Below are 23,665 nucleotides of genomic sequence, written 5' to 3' on the forward strand. Positions count from 1 at the left end.
CAGCCCGCAAAATCAACCAACTTCCCACCCAACTCAACATGCAAACCATGCAAAGGCGTGCGCTTAATATCCGTCATTTCAGGTACCTTTCGATCAGCGGGACTGGTCACGAACTACCATGACGGTGCAATGCGCATTGCGCACCACGCGTGCCAGGTTCGGACCAATTTCATAATTCGGGAAATCGCCCTTGGTCGACGCCATGACGATCAGGTCGAAGCCCTCTTTGTGAGCGAACTTCAGAATTTCGCGATAGACGCTGCCCTCTTGGACATGGACAGCTACGCCAGCAGCGCCACAATTGTCCAAAATGGTCTGAACCGCGTTACGCACATGTTCTCTGGCACCCGCGCCATAATTGGCAGGCAGGTTCGGAAGCTGGATGATCTCGGGGATGACGGCGACCGCGTGCAGTTCGGCACCGTAGAATTTCGCCTGTTCCAATGCGACCGGCAATGCCTGTTTCCAGGAACGGTCGTCAGAGTGATCAATCGGCAGCAGGATTTTCGTGGCCATCACGCCTCTCCTCGAGATAGGAATTCTGTTTCAAGTCGGGGGGCCGGAATGGCCCCCCGTAGGTTTTCAGTGCCCGGATTATTCGGCAGGCGTGCCGCCCGGCTCTTCGGACTTGCCACCGGAGGCAAAGAACTCTTTCGTCAATTTGAAGACGATTGGGCTCAGCAATGCCAAAGCGATTAGGTTCGGGATAGCCATCATGGCGTTCAGCGTATCTGCAAGCAGCCAGATAAAGCCCAGATCCGCGGTTGCGCCGAAGTAGATCATGATAATCCACAAGACGCGGTATGGCACCAAAGATTTCACACCCAACAGGAACTCGACGCATTTTTCGCCATAGAACGACCAACCGAGGATGGTGGTAAAGGCAAAGATCGACAGCGCGATGGCGATCAAGTAGCCACCAATGCCCGGCAACGACATTTCGAAGGCGGCCGAAGTCAACGCGGCACCGGATTCACCCGTGGTCCACGCACCTGAGGCGATGATTGCCAAACCGGTGATCGAGCAGACGATGATAGTGTCGATGAACGTTCCCAGCATCGCGATCAGGCCCTGGTTTACCGGACCTTTGGTTTCGGCTGCTGCGTGCGCGATCGGGGCGGAACCCAGACCGGCTTCGTTCGAGAAGACACCGCGCGCCACACCAAAGCGGATGGCGGCCCAAACGGCTGCGCCCGCAAAACCACCTTCGGCGGCCGAGGGTGTGAAGGCGTAGGTGAAGACCAACGACACAGCATTGCCGATTTCACCGATATTGATCAGCAGAACCAGCAGACCCGCGATGATATAGGCAATCGCCATGAACGGAACCAGTTTACCGGCAACGGCACCGATACGCGTGATACCACCCAGGATTACAGCGGCGGTCAGAACCATCAGCACCACACCGGTGACCGAGGTATTCAGGCCGAAATTGGCTTCGAGAACCTGTGCAACACCATTGGCTTGCACACCGTTGCCGATACCAAAGGCTGCAACTGCGCCGAACAGGGCAAATGCAACACCCAGCCAGGCCCATTTCGCACCCAGGCCGTTCTTGATGTAGTACATCGGACCACCGACAAAGTTGCCCAGCTCGTCCTTCTCACGGTATTTCACCGCCAGAACAGCCTCGGCATATTTGGTGGCCATGCCCACCAGGGCGGTCATCCACATCCAGAACAAAGCGCCCGGACCGCCCAGGAAGACAGCAGTAGCCACACCGGCGATGTTACCCGTACCAATGGTCGCCGACAGCGACGTCATCAGTGCGTTGAACGGGCTGATCTGCCCATCGCCCTGACTTTCTCGACCGGCAAACAGCAGCTTAAAGCCCGTGCCGATACGCAGGATCGGCATGAATTTCAGCCCCACCTGCAGGAAGAAGCCAACGCCAAGAATGAGGACCAGCATCAGCGGCCCCCACACGACGCCATTGATGGCCCCTACGATTGAATTTAACGCTTCCATGGTATTCCTCCCTAGCGCGTTTGGATTATGCCCCGGCAGCAATCGCCCGTTGGCGAGCTTGCTTGAGGGCGGCAAAGTCTTCGTCCGCGTGGAACGACGAACGGGTCAGCGGCGTGGCTGACACGTGCAGAAAGCCCTTTGAGCGTGCGATCTGCTCAAGCTGGGCGAATTCTTCCGGTGTCCAGAACCGTTCAATCGGGTGATGTTTTGCGGTCGGCTGCAGGTATTGCCCCACTGTCAGAAAATCGACATTCGCGGCGCGCAGGTCATCCATCACCTGCCGCACATCGCCAAGGCTTTCACCCAGCCCGACCATCAGGCCGGATTTGGTAAAGATCTCGGGGTTGGCGCGCTTGGCATCGTCCAACAGACGCAGCGAAGTGTAATACCGCGCGCCCGGACGCACTGTAGGATACAGATGCGGAACCGTTTCGAGATTGTGATTGAATACGTCGGGGGCGGCCGCAAATACCAGATCGGCCGCGTCCCCTTTGCCCAGAAAGTCGGGGGTCAGAACTTCTACCGTTGTGCCGGGATTCTGGTGGCGCACAGCACGGATGGTTTGGGCAATATGTTCAGCGCCGCCATCAGCCAGATCATCCCGGTCAACCGAGGTGATCACGACATGACGCAGGCCCAGCTTTTTCACCGCAACGGCCACACGGCCGGGTTCGAATTGGTCCAGAGCGTCGGGGCGGCCAGTGGCAACGTTGCAGAAGGAACAGCCGCGGGTACAGACCTCGCCCATGATCATCATGGTGGCGTGGCGCTTGGACCAGCATTCGCCGATATTTGGGCAAGCAGCCTCTTCGCAAACGGTAGCCAGATTATGGTCACGCATCAGGCGGCGGGTTTCGTAATACTCTGCGCTTTCAACCCGTTTCTTCCGAATCCATTTCGGTTTACGCGGAATGACACTGTCAGCCTTTTTGGCTTTTTCCGGGTGGCGAGGGCGAAGCTGGAAGGTCATCTGGCTGATCCTCGTTAAGCGTGAATCGCACGGCCCAGGGCGTCAAGGCAGGCCTCTTTGACCGCCTCGCCCATGGCAGGGTGCGCATGACAGGTTGCGGCAACTTCAGCAACTGTTGCGCCTTTGGTCATGGCCAGAACCAGCTCGGCAATCAGGTCGCCGCCATGCGCTCCGCAGATGTGCGCGCCGAGGATCTTGCCGCTGGGATCGGCCAGCACCTTGACCGCACCGTCGGTTTCGCCGGTCGAGCGCGCGCGCGAATTTGCCATGAAGGCGAACTTGCCGACCGCGTAGTCAGTGCCAGCCTCTTTCAGCGCCTCCTCGGTCAATCCTACCGAGGCAACTTCGGGGTCGGTATAAACCACGCCCGGAACAGTGTTGTAATCCACATGTCCAGCCTGACCGGCCAGTATTTCAACACAGGCGACGCCATCTTCTTCGGCCTTATGCGCCAGCATTGGCCCTGGCACACAATCGCCAATCGCATAGATACCGGGCACCGAGGTCTGGAACGCTCCATCGACCTCGATAAAACCGCGTTGGTTGATGGCAACGCCCAGATCTTCCAACCCCAGTCCGCGCGTCACAGGGCGGCGGCCTACAGCGATCAGGACCTTGTCGGCCTCGATCACTTCTTCCTTGTCCTTGCCAACCCGGTCCACGATCAGGGACAGGCCCGCGTCGGTTTTCCCGACCGATTTCAGCGCCCTGCCCAGTTGGAATTTCAGCCCGCGCTTTGACAGGGCGCGCTGTGCCAGCTTTGCGATCTCTCCATCAATGCCGGGCAGAACACGGTCGAGATATTCAACCACCGTGACTTTGGCACCCAGACGCGCCCAGACCTGACCCAGTTCCAATCCGATGACACCGGCACCGATCACCACCAGATGATCCGGCACGGTGTCCAGCGCAATCGCCCCGGTCGAGCTGAGGATATCTTGCTCGTCAATCTCAATCCCCGGCAGCGAGGTCGGCTCGGACCCGGTGGCGATCAGGATGTTCTTTGCCTCATGGATCGTGTCGCCGACCTGAACCTGCCCTGCAGCCGGAATACTGGCCCAACCTTCGATCAGGTCGATACCGTTCTTTTTGAACAGGAATCCGATCCCTTTGGTCAGGTCACCAACGATCTTGTCCTTGCGCCCCATCATCGTGCCGATGTCGATGCTGGCCCCCTCGACCTCAATGCCATGGGAGGAGAGATGGCTGATCTCGGCATATTTGGCCGAGGAGGTCAGCAACGCTTTGGAGGGTATGCACCCCACATTCAGACAGGTCCCGCCAAGAGCACCCCGCCCCTCGACGCAAGCGACATTCATGCCCAGCTGAGCGGCACGAATGGCCGCTACATATCCGCCGGGGCCACCGCCAATAACGATCAGGTCATAGGTGCTCATGATTTAACCTCAATAGATCGGATGGCTCGCGCACAGGGCGCGGACTTTTTCACGAGTTTCTTTTTCGACGGTCGCATCCCCGTCAGACGACTGAGCCAAAGCGTCCAGCACGTTGCCAATCAGATGACCGATCGTCGTAAACTCTTCGGGGCCAAATCCACGGCTGCATCCGGCAGCAGTGCCCAGACGAATACCACTGGTAATCGTTGGCTTTTGCGGATCGCCGGGAACACTGTTTTTGTTGCAAGTAAAACCTGCACGCTCAAGAGCGGCTTCGGCATCTTTGCCGGTCACGCCGATGGGGCGCAGATCGACCAACATCAGATGGTTCTCGGTTCCGCCAGAAACGATGTCACAGCCTCGCGCCATCATCACATTCGCCAAAGCCGCCGCGCTGTCGACTACGCGCTGCATGTAGGTTTTGAACTCAGGCTTCAAAGCTTCACCAAAGGCTACGGCCTTGCCCGCGATCACATGCATCAGCGGGCCACCCTGCAGACCCGGAAACACAGCCGAGTTGATCTTTTTGGCCAGTGTTTCATCATTGGTCAGGATGATCCCGCCGCGTGGTCCACGTAGGGTCTTATGAGTGGTCGACGTCACCACATGAGCGTGCCCAACAGGCGACGGATGCAGCCCAGTCGCCACCAGCCCCGCGATATGCGCCATATCTGCCAGCAGCCAGGCCCCAACCTTGTCAGCGATTGCCCGAAAGCGCGCAAAGTCGATTTTCTGCGAATAGGCCGATGCGCCCGCGATGATCAGCTTGGGCTTCTCAGCTTCTGCCAATGCCTCGACCTGATCATAATCAATCAGCCCGGCATCGTTCAGACCGTATTGCACCGGACGGAACCATTTGCCCGATTGCGCGGGTTTCGCGCCGTGGGTCAGGTGCCCGCCAGCATCCAGCGACATTCCCAGTATCGTGTCACCGGGGCTAAGCAGCGCCAGCTTGACCGCTCCATTCGCCTGAGCGCCGGAATGAGGTTGTACGTTTGCGTATTCGCACCCAAACAGTTTCTTCAACCGCTCGATAGCTTCGGATTCGACCTCGTCGACATATTCGCAGCCACCGTAATACCGGCGACCGGGATACCCTTCGGCGTATTTGTTGGTCAGCACAGACCCCTGCGCATCAATCACCGCCTGCGAGACGATGTTTTCAGATGCGATCAGTTCGATCTGATCCGCCTGACGGGCACCCTCACGGGAAATCGACGCAGAGATTACCGGATCGGCCTCAGCCAGCGACGTTTTAAACATGGTCTCCTCCCACGGTTCCGAATCCAAATTGCGAAACTTTGTTTCCTATAGTGGAATTTTCACCCTTAAGGCAACATTTTTCTTACAATGGTGAATTTGATTTTGATTGGAAATTATGCAAGCATCGATAAAACAGGGGGATTTCACGTGGCAGAAGAGAATTTAACGGATGTTTCCGGAATGGACGATCAGGACGAGGGTATGGCTCTGGGCCGCTCGATCCGCGACGCGCGCCGTGCAAAGGGCTGGACATTGGAAGAAGCCGGTCGTGCTGCCGGGATCGGTCGATCAACCCTGTCAAAAATCGAAAACAACCAGACAAAGCCCAGCTTTGATATTGTTCGGCGGCTCACACAGGCGCTTGACCTCAGTACACCGCAGCTGTTTCTACAGTCCGGTCAATCGGGTATATCAGGCCGTCGTGATTATACGCCCAAGGGCGACGGTGAGATCAAGGACACCTCCACATATATCCATGAGTTGCTGTGTTCAGAGCTGACCAGCAAACGGATGCTGCCCTATATCGCGACAATCAAGGCGCGCGACATTTCCGAATTTGAAAACTGGATTCGCCATTCTGGAGAAGAGTTCATGTTTGTCCTAAGCGGAGAGCTGACTTTTGTGTCGGAACACTACCGTCCGCTGCCGATGAAAGCCGGGGACTCGCTCTATTATGACAGTGGAATGGGGCACGGCTGTATTTCAACCAGTACCGAAGATGCCCGTGTGCTTTGGGTATCGCTGGAATAGCCCGCTAATAGAGTGACGTCACCCAACTTGCGAAAACCTGTACCTCGATGCGGTCTTCAGCGCCTTTGCGTTTAACCAGATAGTGTGAAGGTTGAATGGGCAGGCGGTAATCAAAGGGTGCCACCAGCAGACCCTGCTTAATGTACTCATGGGCAAAGCTCTCTAATACCATGGCCGCGCCCTGCCCCGCCGTGACGGCCTGCAAAGCCAAAAGTGACGAATCCATTCGAAGCGTTCTGGAGGGCGCGCCCAAATTGAGCGTGTATTGATCGGACAATCTCATCCAGTCATTCTCGGACCCTTTGATTGTGACGACCCGGCCCTGAGCCAGATTTTGAATGCTCAGATCTGCGCCAAAAGATGCCGCATAATCGGGATGGCAGACCGGCACCGCACATTCATGGCCCAGATGCGAGACGATCCCGTCATCCCAGTCACCATAGCCGAACCGGATATCAATATCGCTTTCTTCCTCGCCAAAGCGGTTCGCCCAGACGAATGTGGAGAGGTCCACTTTGATGTCAGGATGCAGGTCTTCAAACTCAGCCAGTCTTGGTGCGATTACCAGCCCCGCACATGAGATAGAGGCCCGTATTTTGACCACCCGCCTGCGGGAATTGGTGAAAAGGCCGCTGGTTGCGTCTCTTAACTCGGAAAACGTCTTTTGAACCGGCATCGCATAGGCCCGCCCGATTTCGGTCAGGGCAACCCCGCGCGGCAAGCGTTCGAACAGGGATACGTTTAGATGCTTCTCTAACAACCGTATCTGTTGACTGACGGCGGCTGATGTCAGCCCCAGCTCCTCTGCTGCCGCAGAGAAACTGTTGTGACGCGCGGCAACTTCAAAAGCCCGCAACCAGGTGACATGGGGCAGTTTCGCCATTTCTTACCTTCAATGAAAATTATGCCTAATGGGTAATATACATTGTTTGTATTGACAATCATTGCGTGCAAATCATGGGGCCAATTACCCAGAACGGTTCGAGATGACGCAGACCTTCGACTATATCATCGTGGGCGCCGGATCTGCCGGCTGCGTGCTGGCAAACAAGCTGAGCGCGTGTGGCAGCCATAAAGTATTGCTGATAGAAGCCGGTGGAACCGATCGCCGTTTCTGGATCAATGTACCGCTGGGATACGGCAAAACCTTCAACGATCCCAAGGTGAACTGGTGTTACTCTGCCCAGGCTGATCCAGGGTTGAACAACCGTCAGGCCTATTGGCCGCGCGGGCGGGTTATTGGCGGATCAAGCTCGATCAACGCCATGGCATATTTGCGAGGCCTCTCGCATGATTTTGATGACTGGGCCAAGGCAGGCGCAGAGGGTTGGAACTGGGAAACAGTACGCCAGACATATGAGGCGATCGAGACCCATGTCGAAAGAGGCCAAACACCTTCCTCCGAGGGCGGCCCCCTCGTGGTCAGCGATGTCAGTGAGGGCATGCACCCGTTTTCGCGCCACTTTCTGGAGGCCTCACGGCAGATGGGCTGGCATATTTCTGACAATCTGAACGGTCAGGACGCCGAAGGGATGATGAGGCTGCGCAGTACTGTCAAAAACGGCCGCCGCTGGTCATCAGCAGCCGCGTTCCTGCGCCCTGCCCTGAAACGCGGCAATCTGCGGGTGGTATCCAATGCTCTGGTGCAGAACGTCATTCTGGATCAAGGCAAAGCCACCGGTGTTCGCTATCGTGTCGGGGGTCAAATGGCCGAGGCCATGGCGACCCGTGAAGTTATCCTATCTGCTGGAGCCGTAAACTCGCCACAGCTCTTGCAGCTTTCGGGGATCGGGCCTGCGAACCTGTTGAAAAGGCACGGCATCAAAGTGCGCCATAACCTGTCGCAGGTTGGACAGGGATTGCAGGATCATCTTGGCATATCCCATTTCTTTCATGCGGCCGAGCCGACATTGAATAATACGCTTGGCAATCGGTTGGGACAGATGTTGTCCGGTATTCGTTATCTGTTGACCCGCAGCGGGCCACTCAGCGTCCCCATCAACCAGGTCAGCGGCTTTGTGCGTTCGGACGAAACCGCCGAATTTGCTGATATGCAAATCTATTGCAATCCGATGTCCTATAAGACCGACACCAAAGGACAGCCGGGCGTTGATACCGAAGCAGGCTTTCTTCTGTGCGCCCAGCCCTGCAGGCCGACAAGCAGAGGGGAGATCAACATCCGTTCGGCAGATCCCATGGATGCACCCGCCATCCAACCGAACTCTCTCTCCACAAACCATGACTGCGACATGGCTATCAAAGCGGGTCGGGTGTTACAGAAACTGGCGCAGACTGAGGCGATCCGCAGTGTTACGCGGACCAGGATAGAACCAGATGTTACGCGGATGAATGACGACCAGATGTTAGAGAATTTCCGCGCCAACGCCGGAACTATATTTCATCCAAGCTGTACATGTCGCATGGGGACATCGGGACAGGATTCAGTTCTGGATTCTCGACTGCGGGTTCATGGGGTGGCAGGCCTTAGGGTGGTCGACGCGTCCTCGTTTCCAAGCATCACCTCAGGCAACACCAATGCGCCTGTGATGATGCTGGCCGCGCGCGGCGCGGACCTCATTCTGGAAGATGCCACAAAGCGCATGAACGCTTGAAGCAGAGGGAAAGAAGACCATCTTACAGAATATTTGGCCTGGAAAGAGGCCTCATTCCCTGATCAGGAAAAATGCAACGCATAGACGTTGTTCAAATACTTCTGATCGTCGATCTGAAAGTGGGTCTCTCCAATGAACTCAAAACCCTTGGCCAGATAGAACTTGATGGCCGAGGCGTTTTCAGCATTGGTCATCAGCCAGACCAAATCTGCCCCCTGATCCCGGCAATGTTCCAGCGCGGCTGCCAAAAGACGACTTCCGATACCTTTTCCGTGATGGCGCGGCTGGACGTAGAATGTCGATATCTCCATGCCCCACCACCCGGAAACAGGGGCGATGCGTGCAGGGGAAACACGGATGAACCCGTCAATCCCCTGATTATTGTCGGACACCAGAACTAATTCATCCGGGTTTTGAATCTGTCCTAGGATTTTGCCTGGCGTAAATTCCGACAAGGCGAAATCCGCAAAAATCCCACTGACACCATGTTTGAGGTAGGTTCCGATCCAAACCTCAATCGAGATGGCAGCGATACTGGAGGCATCTGACTTTTCTGCAGTTCGCAATGCCAAGGCGCTTAAGTATTAAACAAGAAGTGCATCACATCGCCATCCTTGACGACATAGCCCTTGCCTTCGGCGCGCATCTTGCCTGCCTCTTTGGCGCCCTGCTCTCCATTTGCCGAAACATAGTCGTCATACGCGATCGTTTCAGCACGGATGAAACCCTTTTCGAAATCGCCATGGATGACGCCAGCTGCCTGCGGCGCGGCGGTGCCGGTGCGGATGGTCCAGGCGCGGGCCTCTTTCGGGCCGACGGTGAAATAGGTTTCCAGCTTCAGCAGGTCGTAGCCTGCGCGGATCAGACGGTCGAGACCTGGCTCTTCCAGCCCCATTTCCTCGAGGAACATCTGCGCTTCGTCCTCTTCCAGCAGGCTAATCTCTTCTTCGATCTTGGCACTGATAATGACGTGCGAGTTGCCTTGCGCTGCGGCCATTTCAGCCACACGGGCTGAATATTCATTGCCCTCGGCGGCCTCTTCTTCCGAGACATTGCAGACATAGAGAACCGGTTTGGTGGTCAGCAGTTGCAGCATTTTCCACGCCTTATCGTCTTCGTCGCTAACTTCGACCAGACGCGCGGGTTTGCCGTCTTCCAGCATGGCCTGCGCTTCGGCAAGCAAACGTTCCTGTTGCTGTGCCTCTTTGTCGTTGCCCTTCAGCTTGCGCACCAGATTGGCACGGCGCTTTTCGATACTTTCCAGATCGGCCAGCATCAGTTCGGTCTCAATCGTATCGGCATCCGCCACGGGATCGACGCGGCCATCGACATGGGTCACATCACCATCTTCGAAGCAGCGCAACACATGAGCGATGGCGTCAGTCTCACGGATGTTGGCCAGAAACTGGTTGCCCAACCCCTCGCCCTTTGACGCGCCCTTTACCAGGCCCGCGATATCCACAAATGTCATTCGCGTCGGGATGATCTGCTTTGAACTTGCAATCGCCGCCAGCTTGTCCAGCCGGTCATCGGGCACCGCCACATCGCCCACATTGGGTTCAATGGTGCAGAACGGGAAATTCGCCGCCTGAGCAGCCGCTGTCTTGGTCAGCGCATTGAAGAGAGTCGACTTGCCCACATTCGGCAAACCCACGATTCCCATTTTAAAGCCCATCTCGGCCTCCTGAAGCGATACGACGGCGTCTTCTATTCACGTCCGGGCAAATGCGCAACCCGGACGGCGGCAACAGGTCGAGTCCCAGTTGCAACATCACTTATCTGTTAATCAAACGTGTACTTCGAATACTTGATTTTGCCGCTGCCGCGTCACCAACTGACAGGGAGTTGAGAAAACCAAGAAGTACCGAGATGAAAACACTTTTCTTAATGAGCACTTTGCTGGCCACCACGACCATGGCACACGGGCAGTCCATCGTATTGGGAGCAGGATATGCGGATTTCACCCACACCAGCAGCAATGATCAGGCGGTCGTGTCACTGGAATATCAGCACAGCCCGTTTCACGAAGCCACGCGCCTCAGTGCTGGCTGGGGTGTGGCTCTGACGGTGGATGCAGAAGCCGACACGCATATTGGCGCCGGTTTGGTCGGTCTCTATACTATCTCTGACCGGTGGTTCGCAGAGGCCAGCGTGATACCTGGCTACTACAACGCCTCAAATGATGACAATGATCTCGGCGGAAATTTCCAGATCCGCAGCCTTTTCGGAATTGGATATGCCCTGGAAAATGGAAACAAGCTCTCGCTGGCCATCACCCATAATTCGAACGCGAGCACGGACAGTTTCAATCCCGGCGTCAACTCAGTGTTCATGCGTTATCACTACGGGTTCTGAAGCAATCTGACCCGGCGGGATTGATTTCCGGGCAAAGTTTCTGCACATCAGGTTCAAATCCGTATGCAAGGACCGCAGATGACCCGTATCGACGCCAAGTTCGCCGCCCTCAAGGCCGAGGGCAAAAAGGCCTTCGTATCCTACATCATGGCCGGTGACCCCGATTTCGACACTTCGCTTGAGATCGTCAGGGGCTTGCCCGGTGCCGGTGTCGACGTGATCGAACTTGGGCTGCCGTTCACCGACCCGATGGCGGATGGTCCGACCATCCAGGCAGCAGGACAACGCGCCCTAGAGGGCGGGATGACCCTGCAACGCACACTGGATCTTGCACGTGCTTTTCGGGAAACGGATGATACAACGCCTATTGTGCTAATGGGGTATTACAATCCCATCTACAGCCGCGGTGTGGAAAGGTTTCTGGCGGACGCTACTGAGGCTGGCATCGACGGCCTGATCGTCGTTGACCTGCCCCCCGAAGAAGATGACGAACTTTGTCTGCCTGCACAGGCGGCTGGATTGAACTTTATCCGCCTCGCCACGCCGACAACGGATGACAAACGGCTTCCGCGCGTTCTTCAGAACACTTCAGGATTTGTGTATTACGTCTCGATCACGGGGATCACAGGCGCAGCCGAAGCCCAGGCCACGAATGTAGGCCCCGAGGTCTCTCGTATCAAATCCGCCACGGATTTGCCAGTGATCGTGGGCTTTGGAATCAATACCCCGGAAAAATCGCGGGCAATCGCAACTGTTGCCGATGGCGCTGTGGTAGGCTCGGCCATTGTCAGCCAGATCGCCGCCGGGAAGTCGGTTGGTGAAGTTCTGGATTTTGTCAAATCGCTGGCAGATGGGGCACATTCGGCCTGATCCAACGACCAGTTTCGCAATCTTGACCGCAGTCGGCGCAACCCGGCTGCGGTTTTTCTATTGCACCTAACGTTGCGCACAGAAACGTGGCGTTGCGAGGCTTTCGAAAAATTGGTAAAGAAAAAGGACCAATCTTTCGAAAGCCGCATCTCATGCCCGTCATCACCAATATCCAAGACCTCAAACACATCTATGAACGACGCGTCCCACGCATGTTCTTTGACTATGCCGAAAGCGGCAGCTGGACCGAGCAGACCTTTCGCGATAACAGCTCGGATTTCGAAGATATCCGCCTGCGCCAGCGAGTAGCGGTTGATATGACCGGGCGCACGACGGCGTCGCAGATGATCGGACAGGATGTTACCATGCCTGTTGCCCTTGCCCCCGTTGGTCTGACCGGCATGCAGCACGCGGATGGTGAGATCAAAGCCGCCAAAGCAGCCGAGGCTTTTGGCGTCCCCTTTACCCTGTCCACGATGTCAATCAATTCTATCGAGGAGGTGGCCGAGAACACCACTGCGCCCTTCTGGTTCCAACTCTACACCATGAAGGACCAGGACTATGTCTCTCGACTGATCCAACGCGCCAAGGATGCAAAATGTTCGGCCCTTGTGATCACCCTGGACTTGCAAATACTCGGGCAGCGCCACAAGGACCTAAAGAATGGTCTGTCCGCGCCGCCAAAGCTGACGCCCAAGACCATCGCCAATCTGATGACAAAATGGGCCTGGGGCATCGACATGTTAGGCGCCAAACGGCGGAACTTCGGCAATATTGTTGGCCATGTTGATAATATCACTGATACAAGATCGCTGGGCACATGGACGGCGGAACAATTCGACCCCAGCCTGGATTGGGGCAAGGTTGAAAAGCTGATGAACCAATGGGGCGGCAAGGTGATCCTCAAAGGTATCCTGGATTCCGAGGATGCCAAGATGGCCGCCAAGCTGGGCGCCGATGCCATCGTGGTTTCAAACCACGGCGGACGCCAGTTGGACGGGGCGCTCAGTTCCATTCGTGTCCTGCCCGAGATTATGGACGCTGTCGGGAACGACATCGAAGTGCATCTGGACAGTGGCATCCGATCTGGCCAGGACGTTCTGAAAGCTCTGGCACTTGGCGCGAAGGGCACCTTTATCGGGCGCGCCTTTGTTTACGGTCTTGGCGCAATGGGCCAGAAAGGCGTGACCACGGCACTTGAGATCATTCAGAAAGAACTTGATACGACCATGGCGCTTTGCGGTGAACGCAATGTGAGCGATCTGGGCCGGCACAATTTGCTTGTCCCGAAAGACTTCGGAGGGAGCTGGACAGATTGATCGCGCGCATGGGGGCTCTGTCCTTGTCGCCGTTTGGCCGCCTCCCCCGAGATATTTAGAGCCAGTTGAAGAAAGGATTCCCTGCTTCATCTGGCCGAAAATACCTCGGAGCGCGAGACAGAGCCTCGCAAAATAGACGAGCTGCAAAAACCCCTTTCCAAACTCAATGAATCAAGCTAAGGACGCGGCTTCACGCGGGTATACAGCCTTGGAGGATACCCGCCCTAACATTGGAGAAATATCATGGCTGGAGAGATTCCTGATCTCGTAGCTCTGGAACGGACGGGGACAGGCAAGGGCGCCGCTCGTCAGGCACGCCGCGACGGCATGGTTCCGGGCATTGTTTTTGGTGGCGACAAAGAGCCGCTGCCGATCCAGATCCCGTTCAACGAACTGTTCAAGCGCCTGAAAGCGGGCCGGTTCAAGTCGACATTGTGGAACCTGAAGGTTGAAGGCCAAGAAGACGTTCGCGTCATCTGCCGCGACGTTCAGCGTGACGTTGTCAAAGACCTGCCGACCCACCTGGACCTGATGCGCCTGCGTCGGACCACCAAGATCGCACTGTTTATTCCGGTTGATTTCATCAACGAGGAAGAGGCCCCCGGCATCAAGAAAGGCGGCGTTCTGACCGTTGTCCGTCCTGAGGTCGAGCTGATGTGTACCGCTGGTGAGATTCCTGAGAAGATCACCGTTGATCTGACCGGTCTGAACATCAACGACGTTGTCACCATCTCGTCGGTCGATCTGCCTGCTGGCACCAAGCCGACCATCGACCGTGACTTTGTGATCGCCAACATCTCGGCGCCAACCGGCCTGGCTACAAGCGATGACGAAGAGGGCGAAGAGGGTGATGTTGCACCCGATGAAGTCGAAGTCGTCGGAAGCGAAGAAGAATAAGGCCGGACCCAAAGTTTCGGTTTTTGTGACGGGGCCCCATTGGGGTCCCGTTTTCTTTTGCCCGTTGGGCTGGAAAATCGGCCCCAATCCGTGCCATCAACCAGTTGCGATATCGCGCTTGAGACAAGGACATGACGATGAAGCTGTTTGTCGGCCTGGGGAATCCAGGATCAAAATATGCTCGTAACCGGCACAATATCGGCTTTATGGCCGTTGACCGGATTGCCGAGGATTGCGGTTTTGGTCCTTGGAAATCCAAATTTCAGGCCGAAATCGCCGAAGGGCGGCTGGGTCATGAAAAGGTTTTGCTGATCAAGCCTCAGACCTTCATGAACCGGTCGGGCCAATCGGTGGGCGAGGCGATGCGGTTCTACAAACTGGATTCAACGGATGTCACCGTCTTTCACGATGAACTGGATTTGGCCCCCGGCAAGGTTCGCGTCAAAGCGGGCGGAGGCCATGCGGGCCATAACGGGCTACGCTCGATCCATGAACATATCAGCCCAGCCTATGATCGGGTGCGCCTTGGGGTCGGGCATCCGGGCCGCAAAGAATTGGTATCGCCTTATGTATTGGGTGATTTTGCAAAGGCCGACGCTGACTGGCTGGAAGATGTTCTGCGCGGCGTTGCAGATGGCGCGGGGCACCTGGCCAATGGTGACGGCGGTAAGTTCATGAATGCCGTTGCCCTGCGGACGGCGCCTCCGCGTTCGTCCAAATCGCCGTCCGAGCCGCCCAAACCAACCGCCCAGACCATGGCAGAACCTGCCGAGGACAACAGGTCGGCCATGCAGAAGCTGATGGACAAGTTCAAATAGCGCGCTCTGCTGTTGCCCCTACGTCCGGATTGCGGAATTTACCCGGGCAGGCTCCAATACCGGCAATCATGGGAGGCGACAGATGAGAGCTTTGTTTAAATGGGTACTGCGCATCGCGCTGATGCTTGTGCTGGCAGCCGCCGTTGTCGGATTCTGGAAACGCGAGGAGATTCAGCGCTTGATGGCGGTGAACTCGTTGTTTGCCCCCGAAAAGATCGTCCACAATTTCTCTCATATGGATGCCGCTTTCAAAACCGTCGATCTTCCGCGCGGGGATAGAGCCACTTGGGAATTGCCGTATGGGCCTGGGTTTGACCTGCCTGCAGACACGGATCAATGGATAGAAGACCGGGCAGTCACATCCTTGCTGGTGATGCAGCGCGGACAAATCCGGTTTGAGGAATATTATCTGGGCACCACGCCAGACGACCGGCGCATCTCGTGGTCGGTTGCCAAAAGCTATCTTTCTGCATTGTTCGGCATATTGCTGGACGAAGGCGCAATCGCCTCATTGGACGATCCTGTCGTGCAATATGTGCCCAAACTAAAAGGCACGGCCTATGATGGCACGACGATCCGCAACGTGTTGAACATGGCCAGCGGTGTGACCTTCAACGAGGATTATCTGGATTACAATTCTGACATCAACCGGATGGGTCGAGTGGTCGCCTTAGGCCGAGAACTGGACGATTTCGCCGCCTCGCTGCAGGACAGTTTCGCAACACCCGGAGAAACCTGGAAATACGTGTCAATCGACACCCATGTTATCGGTATGGTGGTCCGAGGAGCAACCGGTCGCAGCGTGGCCGAACTGCTTACAGAGCGCATTGTACAGCCGCTTGGGCTGGAGCGGGATGGCTATTACGTGACCGATGGGGCCGGAGTTGCCTTTGTTCTGGGGGGCTTGAATTTCACCACCCGCGACTATGCGCGTTTCGGTCAGATGATCCTGCAAAACGGGGTTCATGATGGGCAGCAACTGGTGCCCGCCGAATGGATCGCCGCTTCGGTCCTGCCCAGTGCCCCGACCGCATCGGGCAAGATCGGCTATGGATATCAGTGGTGGATTCCCGTGGGCGCGCATGAAGGCGAGTTCATGGCCCGCGGCGTCTATGGTCAGTACATCTATTTCGACCAGCCGCGCGGGGTGCTGATCGTGTCCACCGGGGCCGATCGCAAGTTTCGAGACCCTGGCGTGAATGAGATCAACATAGAAATGTTCCGCAGGATTGCGCAAAGCCTGTAAGATGCTCTTATGCAGAAACAGGAAAGCATAAATGTTCTGGGGGGCGTGCTCGCCCCTTGCTCCCGCGATCCGCTGACCGGGTTCTTTCGCGATGGCGCCTGCAATACCTGCCCCGAGGATCAGGGCAGCCACACGGTTTGCGCGGTAATGACGGTCGAGTTTCTGGCCTATTCGAAATATGTCGGCAATGACCTCAGCACGCCGCGCCCCGAGTTTAATTTTCCCGGGCTGCGTGCCGGTGACAGCTGGTGTCTATGTGCGGGTCGCTTCCTGCAAGCCCATGACGAAGGATGCGCACCCAAGGTTCATCTTGAGGCGACACATCAACGGGCGCTGGACATCGTGCCTCTGCGCATTCTCAACCAACACGCGGTTCAGGACTAGGCAGACCGGCCCGGGATCACCCGGACCGGCCCTTATTCGGGATCAATCCCGCAATTTCACAAGGTCAGACATCAGACCCTCGGTTCCGTTATGAACCGTCAGCCGCTCGACCTTGCCGGCGATGGTTTCCAGCGCTTCCAGCTCTTTCAGTCGCAGCATCACCGGGTTTTCCGCCATCACTTTCGCGGTGTTCAGCAAAGACCGCGTGGCGTTGGTTTCTTCCCTCCGCCGGATGACCTTGGCCTCGGCCTGTTTCTCGGCAGCGACCACGGCGGTCAGGATTTCGCGCATCTCGCCGGGCAGGATGACGTCTTTCAACGCGATCTCACCCACTTCGATGCCGATCCCGGCCATTTGTGCCCGCACCCGATCCGCAGCCTCGGTGTCAACGCCCACCTTCTCGGCAAGTAGCCGGTCAAGCGTCATCGACCCAAGGGTCTTCCGGAACGCCAGTTGCAGGGCCCGGTGCAGGGCCTGATCAAAATCCTTCACCGCCCCCATCGCCTTGACCGGATCGACGACCCGGTAATCGGCGCTGAGGTTGACCCGGATGGTCACCCGGTCCTTGGTCAGGATCTCTTGACCCGTAACCTCATGGGTTCGTTGCCGCAGGTCGATCTGCTTGACCTCGACGTTCCGGCCCACTTTCCAGAAGGCATGCGCGCCGGGGTTCAGCCGATCCACCAGCACGCCATCCACCGTCAGCAAACCGACATGCCCTTCGGCAATCTCGACCCGCGTCAAGTGGATCTGCAGCCCCACCCGAACCAGCCGCTGCGCGACCGTTTTGGGCACAACCATGGACTCGGTCAGCGCGTGTTGCTCAACGGCCCAGGGGCCGGCATCCTTCCAAACTAGCGCCCGTACTTCGGAGATCAGCACTCGAGCGGGCACGCCATCCCGAAGCAGAACCAGAACCTCGTCGGGCCCTGCCCGAAACTCGGTCAGGTGCGCCTCGGCCAGTTCGGGCCGGTTCTGCATCAGCGCCCGCTCATAGGGCGACACGAAAAAGAGAGCCTCCAGATCGTGCAGCTCGGTCAGCGCATCCCTGCGTGGCAGCCGGTGTTTCCCGGGGCCGAGGATGGTGTCAATTACTCCCTTGCGCAAAACCAGCATCCGCTGGGTCTCGGTCAGGGTCAGCCGTTGATGACCGGTCAGCCGGTCGATCAGATCTTGGAATAGTGTCATTTCATTTCTCCTTTTCGTCTCGCTCTATCGTCGTCGCAAAAGCGAACTCCTTTTCATGTTTTCAGTGGGTTGCACCCCGATTGGGTGACAGGTGTGAAGCCTTCGGATAAAGGCTGTGAAAGACCGGGCATCCCCCGCGCCGTGCCCTTTTGCGAGAGGGTCAGAGAGAGGGGCGCGGGACCAATGCGCCGCCTGTTCCCAAGGGATCAAGCGGGGCGCCAATCCGGCGACACCGTCATCTGCCCTCCGGCCCAAGACCAGAGCAGCGAAGACCCCTGCCCCGCCCGGCCAAAGCCTGACGTAGCGCGGTGCCACCCCTGCTGGGGAACACCCGGACCTTAATGATTTGGACCGTTTTCACGGACCGGCGTTGAAGGCCGGTGCTGACCTAACAGCGTTTGTTCAAATGGCGGGACTCGAACCCGCTACACATCGATTAACAGTCGATTGCTCTAACCAGAATGAGCTACATTTGGAGCTTTGGAAGGAGTCGAACCTCCGCTCACAGATTTGCCATCTGCCGCTCTTCCACCTGAGCTACAAAGCATGTACCAATCCCCGGTTTCGGCCCTGGCATACGGTTTCGGCAGCGCCGTCCGCACCGAGAGAGTGATCACCTCTGCTCGCTAGGGTTCGGCCCGTTTTGACCGGTAACGGCGGGTTTAGGCGAAGGGGCAGGATTCGCTCAATGATATTCTGAGAGGTGGAAATGCACCTGTGGCGGGTGCGCAACAAAATTACCCAGCTGCGCAACATTTGAAAAGCCGCAGGCCGGAAACCAAAGCGGCGCACCGTTCAAAGGCACACCGCTTTTGTCAGAAATTTCAAATTTTACCGCCTGGTCAATCGGCGCTGCGGCCTTCGGTATCCGACATGTCGAAGTTCAGATATTTCGCCACAGTCTGAACATCCTTGTCACCACGTCCACACATATTCATGCAGATCAGGTGATCCTTGGGCAGATCCGGCGCGATCTTCATCACATGAGCCAGCGCATGGCTAGGTTCAAGCGCCGGGATGATGCCTTCGGTTGCACAGCAAAGCTGGAACGCCTCAAGCGCCTCTTTGTCGGTGATCGACACATATTGCGCGCGGCCGATATCATTCAGCCATGAATGTTCAGGGCCAATGCCCGGGTAATCCAGACCAGCCGAGATCGAGTATCCTTCGAGGATTTGCCCGTCATCATCCTGCAGCAGATAGGTGCGGTTGCCATGCAGAACACCCGGGCGGCCGCCGGTCAGCGAGGCGCAATGTTCCATCTTGTCGTTCACGCCCTTACCACCGGCTTCGACACCGATGATGTTGACGGATTTATCATCCAGGAACGGATAGAACAGACCCATTGCGTTCGATCCACCACCGATGGCGGCGATGAGCGTGTCGGGTAAACGGCCCTCAGCCTTGTGCATCTGTTCCTTTGCTTCCTTGCCGATGATCGACTGAAAGTCGCGCACCATCGCCGGATACGGGTGCGGGCCAGCAACTGTACCGATGCAATAAAAAGTATCGCGCACGTTGGTCACCCAGTCACGTAACGCATCGTTCATCGCGTCTTTCAATGTGCCACGACCTGACGTCACAGGGATCACTTCGGCCCCCAGCAAGCGCATGCGGAACACGTTCGGGGCCTGTCGCTGCACATCATGCGCGCCCATATAGACCACGCATTTCAAACCGAACTTGGCGCAAACGGTGGCTGTGGCCACGCCATGCTGCCCTGCGCCGGTCTCAGCAATGATCCGGGTCTTGCCCATGCGCCGCGCCAGAATGATCTGGCCCAATACGTTATTGATCTTGTGCGCGCCGGTGTGGTTCAGCTCATCGCGCTTCAGATAGATTTTGGCGCCACCCAGATGCTCGGTCAGGCGCTCGGCATAATATAATGGTGAGGGGCGTCCCACATAGTTGGCCCACAGATCGTCCATCTCGGCCCAAAATGTGGCATCGTCCTTGGCCTTTTCATATTCCTCTTCCAGCGCCAGGATCAGCGGCATCAGCGTTTCGCTGACAAAACGCCCGCCGAAAATGCCGAAACGGCCCTGCTCGTCTGGGCCGGACATGAAGGAATTGAAAAGATCGTTGGCCATGGGTGTCTCCATCGTCGTACCCGTTGTTCATAGGAGGTAGCGGCGGGATTTGCCATGGCAAAACGCACATGGGAATCCTTAGATGTGATACCTCAGCCGGCCCGAATTGCAGCGTCTACAAACGCACGAACCATCGCGGCATCCTTGATGCCCGGTGCACTTTCCACGCCCGAGGCGACATCGACCTGACGCGCGCCCGTCATACGGATGGCCTTGGCCACATTGCCGGGGTTCAACCCACCGGCCAGCATCCAGGGCTTGCGCCAGTATTTGCGCCCAGCCAGCAAACGCCAGTCAAACGCCAGCCCGTTTCCACCCGGCAGAACCGAGCTCTTTGGCGCCTTGGCATCTATCAGCAACTGATCGGCAACATCGCTATAAGTATCAATGGCGGCCAGGTCTTCGGCATCTGCAACACCAACCACCTTGATAACAGGCAACCCATAGCGCGCCTTGATTTCCTGCACCCGCTCGACAGATTCTGAGCCATGCAGCTGCAACATGTCAAAAGGGGCGACTGCGGTGATACTGTCCAACAACTCATCCGTGGCGTTCACAACCAAGGCGACCTTTGCAACCCCAACGGGGACATGCTCGAACAAAGCTGCTGCCTGTTGAGGCGAAACATATCGAGGCGATTTCGGAAAGAAGTTGAAACCAAGATACCGTGCACCCGCATCAGCTGCTGCGCGCACGTGATCTGGTGCAGTCAGGCCGCAGATTTTAACCGATACATCCGACATTCCGGGCCTCAGCTGGCCTCATCCAACAGGGCGAGAACTTCGTCCTGTCCTTCGTTCTGCGCTTTCTTGAGCTTCTTGACCTCACGCTCAAGCTTGCGCACTTCACCTTTGCTGGCGGTAGCATCGCGGCGGTGCTTGTGCTCGCGCAGCCATTCCCAAAGAAAGCCAATGACCAGGCCAGCGACGATGCCACCCAGAACCACCACGAACAGCGGCAACGAGGCGCTGAAATTGAAGCCAAGCAAATCGGCTATAGCCGAGGGAATAAGCGTCAGCTCAACCGCTTCGCGGTTGGCCAGAGAGACTGAAATCAAGACGATCCCGAGGACCGCGAGAAAAGCATATCGAAGGTAGCGCATCATGGCCTAGGCTTTACCGTTCAACCGGTCCCTTAGCAACTTGCCAGTTTTGAAAAACGGAACACATTTTTCTTCGACCTGCACAGTTTCGCCGGTGCGCGGGTTACGACCCACACGGGCATCGCGCTGTTTCACTGAAAACGCCCCGAAGCCTCTCAGTTCAACCCGATCCCCTCGCGCCATCGCATCCGTTACTTCTTCGAACACGGTATTCACGATTCGCTCGACGTCACGCTGATAAAGATGCGGGTTCTCGTCGGCGATTTTCTGAATCAGTTCTGAACGGATCATGTGCGTTACCCTCCCAGGCGACCGGTTAACCATGCCTATTATTCTGAACAGTATAGGAAAAAACTGGGTTCGGGGGAACGTAAACTCTGCGGGCAAAGGCTGAAAATTACAGTTAAGTAACGCGAATTTTTGCCAGTTCATGTAATTTGCCCGACAAATGCATGAACCTAAGCCCCAATTAGCCTGAAAATGCGAACATGTTGATTCGCAACAAAAACGGCCCCGCGCTTTCACGCGGGGCCGCAAATTCGGCTTGGCAGAGGCTCGGACTTAGTCGCCCGACTTCAGCGCTGCACCCAGGATATCGCCCAGTGATGCGCCCGAGTCGGAAGAACCGTACTGTTCCACGGCCTCTTTCTCTTCGGCGATCTCACGTGCCTTGATCGACAGACCCAGACGACGGGTCTTGCTGTCGACATTGGTGACGCGGACGTCGACCTTGTTACCGACCGAGAAACGCTCGGGGCGCTGTTCGGCACGGTCACGGCTCAGGTCGGAACGACGGATGAACGACTTCATACCTTCGTACTCTACCTCGATGCCGCCATCTTCGATCGCGGTGACCTCAACGGTGATGATCGAGCCACGCTTCACGCCGCCCACGGCTTCGGCGAACTTGTCACCGCCCAGGGCTTTGATCGACAGCGAGATACGCTCTTTCTCGACATCCACTTCAGACACAACGGCCTGTACCACGTCGTTCTTGTGGTAGTTCTGGATGGCATCCTCGCCACGCTCGTCCCAGGACAGATCGCTGAGGTGAACCATGCCGTCGATGTCGCCTTCGAGGCCAATGAACAGACCGAATTCGGTGATGTTCTTGACTTCGCCTTCGACTTCGGTGCCCTCGGGGTGTGTTTCTGCAAACACTTCCCACGGGTTGCGCTGAGTCTGCTTCAGGCCCAGAGACACGCGACGCTTGGCGCCATCGATTTCCAGAACCATGACGTCGACTTCCTGGCTCGTCGAAACGATCTTGCCGGGGTGGACGTTTTTCTTGGTCCAGGACATCTCGGACACGTGCACCAGACCTTCGACACCGGCTTCCAGCTCGACGAACGCGCCGTAGTCGGTGATGTTGGTGACGCGACCCTGATGAACCGAGCTCAGCGGATACTTGGCTGCAACCAGATCCCACGGATCTTCCTGCAGCTGCTTCATGCCCAGGCTGATGCGGTGGGTCTCTTTGTTGATCTTGATGACTTGAACGTTGATGGTCTCGCCGATCGTCAGGATCTCGGACGGGTGGTTCACACGGCGCCATGCCATGTCGGTGACGTGCAGCAGGCCGTCAACGCCGCCCAGGTCAACAAACGCACCGTATTCGGTGATGTTCTTGACCACGCCTTCTACGGTCTGACCTTCGGTCAGGTTGCCGATAACCTCGGCGCGCTGTTCGGCACGCGATTCTTCCAGGATTGCGCGGCGCGAAACAACGATGTTGCCACGGCGACGGTCCATTTTCAGAATCTGGAACGGCTGCTTCAGACCCATCAGAGGGCCAGCGTCGCGTACGGGGCGCACGTCAACCTGCGAGCCGGGCAGGAACGCAACTGCACCACCCAGATCGACGGTGAAGCCACCTTTGACACGACCAAAGATTGCACCTTCGACGCGCTGGTCGTCGGCATATGCTTTTTCCAGACGGTCCCATGCCTCTTCACGGCGGGCCATCTCACGTGAGATGACAGCTTCGCCACGGGCGTTTTCTGCGGCGCGCAGGTAAACTTCAACCTCGTCGCCAACAGTGATTTCAGGGGCTTCGCCAGGATTTGCGAATTCTTTCAGATCAACGCGGCCTTCCATTTTGTAGCCGACGTCGATGATGGCTTGGCCGGCTTCGATCGCCAGAACCTTACCTTTGACAACAGAACCCTCTTCGGGCGTGTCCATTTCGAAGCTTTCATTAAGGAGGGCTTCGAATTCCTCCATGGTTGTATCAGCCATCTGGCAGTGTTTTCCTTTACATAACGTTTTTGCTGGCCGAGCGGTTGTCTCCGCCGGTCTTAGTGGATTGGTCAGACGACCTGACATATACCGCAAAACAAAGAGGGCCGGTTGGTCCGACCCTGCTCGTCTCATTGTTTTATGGCTCAAATCGCCTTGTCGACGCGCGCTCTATAACGGGTTCGCACTAGCGCTGCA

23 protein-coding genes and 1 tRNA gene are annotated in these 23,665 nt (G+C 56.8%); 9 read left to right on the forward strand and 15 right to left on the reverse strand.

The annotated features are described in order from the left end of the window. Positions 1 to 93: 93 nt before the first annotated feature. The 5 genes from AC2FJW_RS18225 to glyA form a co-directional block, all read right to left on the reverse strand. The gene (locus tag AC2FJW_RS18225; RefSeq protein WP_496698765.1) at positions 94 to 516 is read right to left on the reverse strand and encodes a universal stress protein; all 423 of its coding nucleotides are present in this window, start codon (positions 514 to 516) and stop codon (positions 94 to 96) included. Positions 517 to 594: 78 nt separating this feature from the next. Further along, positions 595 to 1,968, reverse strand: a complete 1,374-nt coding sequence (locus AC2FJW_RS18230) for an alanine/glycine:cation symporter family protein (protein ID WP_282022286.1) — start codon at positions 1,966 to 1,968, stop codon at positions 595 to 597. Positions 1,969 to 1,993: 25 nt separating this feature from the next. Next, positions 1,994 to 2,938, reverse strand: coding sequence for a lipoyl synthase (gene lipA / locus AC2FJW_RS18235; RefSeq protein ID WP_496750963.1), 945 nt, complete (start codon positions 2,936 to 2,938; stop codon positions 1,994 to 1,996). Between the two features lie 14 nt (positions 2,939 to 2,952). Next, positions 2,953 to 4,335, reverse strand: coding sequence for a dihydrolipoyl dehydrogenase (gene lpdA / locus AC2FJW_RS18240; RefSeq protein WP_496750964.1), 1,383 nt, complete (start codon positions 4,333 to 4,335; stop codon positions 2,953 to 2,955). Between the two features lie 9 nt (positions 4,336 to 4,344). Further along, complete coding sequence (gene glyA, locus AC2FJW_RS18245) at positions 4,345 to 5,598, reverse strand: serine hydroxymethyltransferase (protein ID WP_496692960.1); 1,254 nt, start codon at positions 5,596 to 5,598, stop codon at positions 4,345 to 4,347. A gap of 180 nt (positions 5,599 to 5,778) precedes the next feature. Between glyA and AC2FJW_RS18250 the strand changes: the two genes are divergently transcribed. Further along, the gene (locus AC2FJW_RS18250; RefSeq protein WP_496698867.1) at positions 5,779 to 6,348 is read left to right on the forward strand and encodes a helix-turn-helix domain-containing protein; all 570 of its coding nucleotides are present in this window, start codon (positions 5,779 to 5,781) and stop codon (positions 6,346 to 6,348) included. A 4-nt stretch (positions 6,349 to 6,352) separates the two neighbouring features. Here AC2FJW_RS18250 and AC2FJW_RS18255 read toward each other — a convergent pair whose 3' ends face one another. Then, a complete protein-coding gene (locus AC2FJW_RS18255) occupies positions 6,353 to 7,231 on the reverse strand; it encodes a LysR substrate-binding domain-containing protein (protein WP_496704111.1) in 879 nt (292 codons plus the stop codon). A 103-nt stretch (positions 7,232 to 7,334) separates the two neighbouring features. On the opposite strand from AC2FJW_RS18255, the gene AC2FJW_RS18260 reads away from it, so the two are divergent. Then, positions 7,335 to 8,960, forward strand: coding sequence for a GMC family oxidoreductase (locus AC2FJW_RS18260; protein ID WP_496750965.1), 1,626 nt, complete (start codon positions 7,335 to 7,337; stop codon positions 8,958 to 8,960). A gap of 62 nt (positions 8,961 to 9,022) precedes the next feature. Here the strand turns inward: AC2FJW_RS18260 and AC2FJW_RS18265 are convergent, their stop codons facing one another. Together AC2FJW_RS18265 and ychF are read right to left on the reverse strand one after the other, a co-directional pair. Next, positions 9,023 to 9,526 carry a GNAT family N-acetyltransferase gene (locus tag AC2FJW_RS18265; protein ID WP_496698773.1) on the reverse strand — a complete coding sequence of 168 codons (504 nt, stop codon included), beginning with the start codon at positions 9,524 to 9,526 and terminating at the stop codon, positions 9,023 to 9,025. 11 nt (positions 9,527 to 9,537) lie between these two features. Continuing rightward, positions 9,538 to 10,635: a redox-regulated ATPase YchF gene (gene ychF / locus AC2FJW_RS18270; RefSeq protein ID WP_281995894.1), complete on the reverse strand. Its 1,098-nt coding sequence runs from the start codon at positions 10,633 to 10,635 to the stop codon at positions 9,538 to 9,540. A 194-nt stretch (positions 10,636 to 10,829) separates the two neighbouring features. On the opposite strand from ychF, the gene AC2FJW_RS18275 reads away from it, so the two are divergent. The 7 genes from AC2FJW_RS18275 to AC2FJW_RS18305 all read left to right on the forward strand — a co-directional run bounded on the left by AC2FJW_RS18275 (position 10,830) and on the right by AC2FJW_RS18305 (position 16,849). Beyond that, positions 10,830 to 11,315 carry an acyloxyacyl hydrolase gene (locus AC2FJW_RS18275; protein WP_496750967.1) on the forward strand — a complete coding sequence of 162 codons (486 nt, stop codon included), beginning with the start codon at positions 10,830 to 10,832 and terminating at the stop codon, positions 11,313 to 11,315. 78 nt (positions 11,316 to 11,393) lie between these two features. Further along, positions 11,394 to 12,185 carry a tryptophan synthase subunit alpha gene (trpA, locus tag AC2FJW_RS18280; RefSeq protein WP_142639469.1) on the forward strand — a complete coding sequence of 264 codons (792 nt, stop codon included), beginning with the start codon at positions 11,394 to 11,396 and terminating at the stop codon, positions 12,183 to 12,185. Between the two features lie 152 nt (positions 12,186 to 12,337). Then, positions 12,338 to 13,504: an alpha-hydroxy acid oxidase gene (locus AC2FJW_RS18285; RefSeq protein ID WP_496750968.1), complete on the forward strand. Its 1,167-nt coding sequence runs from the start codon at positions 12,338 to 12,340 to the stop codon at positions 13,502 to 13,504. 243 nt (positions 13,505 to 13,747) lie between these two features. Continuing rightward, positions 13,748 to 14,401, forward strand: a complete 654-nt coding sequence (locus AC2FJW_RS18290; protein ID WP_142639464.1) for a 50S ribosomal protein L25/general stress protein Ctc — start codon at positions 13,748 to 13,750, stop codon at positions 14,399 to 14,401. Positions 14,402 to 14,538: 137 nt separating this feature from the next. Beyond that, positions 14,539 to 15,219 (forward strand): aminoacyl-tRNA hydrolase, encoded by a 681-nt coding sequence (gene pth / locus AC2FJW_RS18295; protein WP_496698869.1) that lies wholly within the window; start codon positions 14,539 to 14,541, stop codon positions 15,217 to 15,219. An 82-nt stretch (positions 15,220 to 15,301) separates the two neighbouring features. Further along, a complete protein-coding gene (locus tag AC2FJW_RS18300; protein ID WP_496750970.1) occupies positions 15,302 to 16,465 on the forward strand; it encodes a serine hydrolase domain-containing protein in 1,164 nt (387 codons plus the stop codon). Positions 16,466 to 16,474: 9 nt separating this feature from the next. Next, positions 16,475 to 16,849, forward strand: a complete 375-nt coding sequence (locus AC2FJW_RS18305; protein WP_142639459.1) for a DUF2237 family protein — start codon at positions 16,475 to 16,477, stop codon at positions 16,847 to 16,849. Between the two features lie 42 nt (positions 16,850 to 16,891). Here the strand turns inward: AC2FJW_RS18305 and AC2FJW_RS18310 are convergent, their stop codons facing one another. From AC2FJW_RS18310 to rpsA, 7 genes are all read right to left on the reverse strand, one after another. Further along, on the reverse strand, positions 16,892 to 18,037 hold the full coding sequence (locus AC2FJW_RS18310) for a slipin family protein (RefSeq protein WP_496750972.1): 1,146 nt from the start codon (positions 18,035 to 18,037) through the stop codon (positions 16,892 to 16,894). A gap of 401 nt (positions 18,038 to 18,438) precedes the next feature. Continuing rightward, positions 18,439 to 18,513 (reverse strand) — tRNA-Asn (locus tag AC2FJW_RS18315). Between the two features lie 366 nt (positions 18,514 to 18,879). Then, the gene (gene trpB / locus AC2FJW_RS18320) at positions 18,880 to 20,127 is read right to left on the reverse strand and encodes a tryptophan synthase subunit beta (RefSeq protein ID WP_281973469.1); all 1,248 of its coding nucleotides are present in this window, start codon (positions 20,125 to 20,127) and stop codon (positions 18,880 to 18,882) included. A 92-nt stretch (positions 20,128 to 20,219) separates the two neighbouring features. After that, complete coding sequence (locus tag AC2FJW_RS18325) at positions 20,220 to 20,870, reverse strand: phosphoribosylanthranilate isomerase (RefSeq protein ID WP_496750974.1); 651 nt, start codon at positions 20,868 to 20,870, stop codon at positions 20,220 to 20,222. Between the two features lie 8 nt (positions 20,871 to 20,878). After that, positions 20,879 to 21,229 (reverse strand): lipopolysaccharide assembly protein LapA domain-containing protein, encoded by a 351-nt coding sequence (locus AC2FJW_RS18330; protein ID WP_271951622.1) that lies wholly within the window; start codon positions 21,227 to 21,229, stop codon positions 20,879 to 20,881. A 6-nt stretch (positions 21,230 to 21,235) separates the two neighbouring features. Further along, positions 21,236 to 21,520: an integration host factor subunit beta gene (gene ihfB, locus AC2FJW_RS18335; RefSeq protein WP_037310872.1), complete on the reverse strand. Its 285-nt coding sequence runs from the start codon at positions 21,518 to 21,520 to the stop codon at positions 21,236 to 21,238. A 270-nt stretch (positions 21,521 to 21,790) separates the two neighbouring features. Beyond that, positions 21,791 to 23,467 (reverse strand): 30S ribosomal protein S1, encoded by a 1,677-nt coding sequence (rpsA, locus tag AC2FJW_RS18340; protein ID WP_142639449.1) that lies wholly within the window; start codon positions 23,465 to 23,467, stop codon positions 21,791 to 21,793. Positions 23,468 to 23,665: the final 198 nt, after the last annotated feature.

It is taken from the genome of Ruegeria sp. CDSA020, from assembly GCF_059612345.1.

What these genes read in the sequence shown, in the direction of transcription:
- AC2FJW_RS18225 (WP_496698765.1), bottom strand. Translation starts at nt 516, where the DNA reads ATGGCCACGAAAATCCTGCTGCCGATTGATCACTCTGACGACCGTTCC.
- AC2FJW_RS18230 (WP_282022286.1), bottom strand. Translation starts at nt 1,968, where the DNA reads ATGGAAGCGTTAAATTCAATCGTAGGGGCCATCAATGGCGTCGTGTGG.
- lipA (WP_496750963.1), bottom strand. Translation starts at nt 2,938, where the DNA reads ATGACCTTCCAGCTTCGCCCTCGCCACCCGGAAAAAGCCAAAAAGGCT.
- lpdA (WP_496750964.1), bottom strand. Translation starts at nt 4,335, where the DNA reads ATGAGCACCTATGACCTGATCGTTATTGGCGGTGGCCCCGGCGGATAT.
- glyA (WP_496692960.1), bottom strand. Translation starts at nt 5,598, where the DNA reads ATGTTTAAAACGTCGCTGGCTGAGGCCGATCCGGTAATCTCTGCGTCG.
- AC2FJW_RS18250 (WP_496698867.1), top strand. Translation starts at nt 5,779, where the DNA reads ATGGACGATCAGGACGAGGGTATGGCTCTGGGCCGCTCGATCCGCGAC.
- AC2FJW_RS18255 (WP_496704111.1), bottom strand. Translation starts at nt 7,231, where the DNA reads ATGGCGAAACTGCCCCATGTCACCTGGTTGCGGGCTTTTGAAGTTGCC.
- AC2FJW_RS18260 (WP_496750965.1), top strand. Translation starts at nt 7,335, where the DNA reads ATGACGCAGACCTTCGACTATATCATCGTGGGCGCCGGATCTGCCGGC.
- ychF (WP_281995894.1), bottom strand. Translation starts at nt 10,635, where the DNA reads ATGGGCTTTAAAATGGGAATCGTGGGTTTGCCGAATGTGGGCAAGTCG.
- AC2FJW_RS18275 (WP_496750967.1), top strand. Translation starts at nt 10,830, where the DNA reads ATGAAAACACTTTTCTTAATGAGCACTTTGCTGGCCACCACGACCATG.
- trpA (WP_142639469.1), top strand. Translation starts at nt 11,394, where the DNA reads ATGACCCGTATCGACGCCAAGTTCGCCGCCCTCAAGGCCGAGGGCAAA.
- AC2FJW_RS18285 (WP_496750968.1), top strand. Translation starts at nt 12,338, where the DNA reads ATGCCCGTCATCACCAATATCCAAGACCTCAAACACATCTATGAACGA.
- AC2FJW_RS18290 (WP_142639464.1), top strand. Translation starts at nt 13,748, where the DNA reads ATGGCTGGAGAGATTCCTGATCTCGTAGCTCTGGAACGGACGGGGACA.
- pth (WP_496698869.1), top strand. Translation starts at nt 14,539, where the DNA reads ATGAAGCTGTTTGTCGGCCTGGGGAATCCAGGATCAAAATATGCTCGT.
- AC2FJW_RS18300 (WP_496750970.1), top strand. Translation starts at nt 15,302, where the DNA reads ATGAGAGCTTTGTTTAAATGGGTACTGCGCATCGCGCTGATGCTTGTG.
- AC2FJW_RS18305 (WP_142639459.1), top strand. Translation starts at nt 16,475, where the DNA reads ATGCAGAAACAGGAAAGCATAAATGTTCTGGGGGGCGTGCTCGCCCCT.
- AC2FJW_RS18310 (WP_496750972.1), bottom strand. Translation starts at nt 18,037, where the DNA reads ATGACACTATTCCAAGATCTGATCGACCGGCTGACCGGTCATCAACGG.
- trpB (WP_281973469.1), bottom strand. Translation starts at nt 20,127, where the DNA reads ATGGCCAACGATCTTTTCAATTCCTTCATGTCCGGCCCAGACGAGCAG.
- AC2FJW_RS18325 (WP_496750974.1), bottom strand. Translation starts at nt 20,870, where the DNA reads ATGTCGGATGTATCGGTTAAAATCTGCGGCCTGACTGCACCAGATCAC.
- AC2FJW_RS18330 (WP_271951622.1), bottom strand. Translation starts at nt 21,229, where the DNA reads ATGCGCTACCTTCGATATGCTTTTCTCGCGGTCCTCGGGATCGTCTTG.
- ihfB (WP_037310872.1), bottom strand. Translation starts at nt 21,520, where the DNA reads ATGATCCGTTCAGAACTGATTCAGAAAATCGCCGACGAGAACCCGCAT.
- rpsA (WP_142639449.1), bottom strand. Translation starts at nt 23,467, where the DNA reads ATGGCTGATACAACCATGGAGGAATTCGAAGCCCTCCTTAATGAAAGC.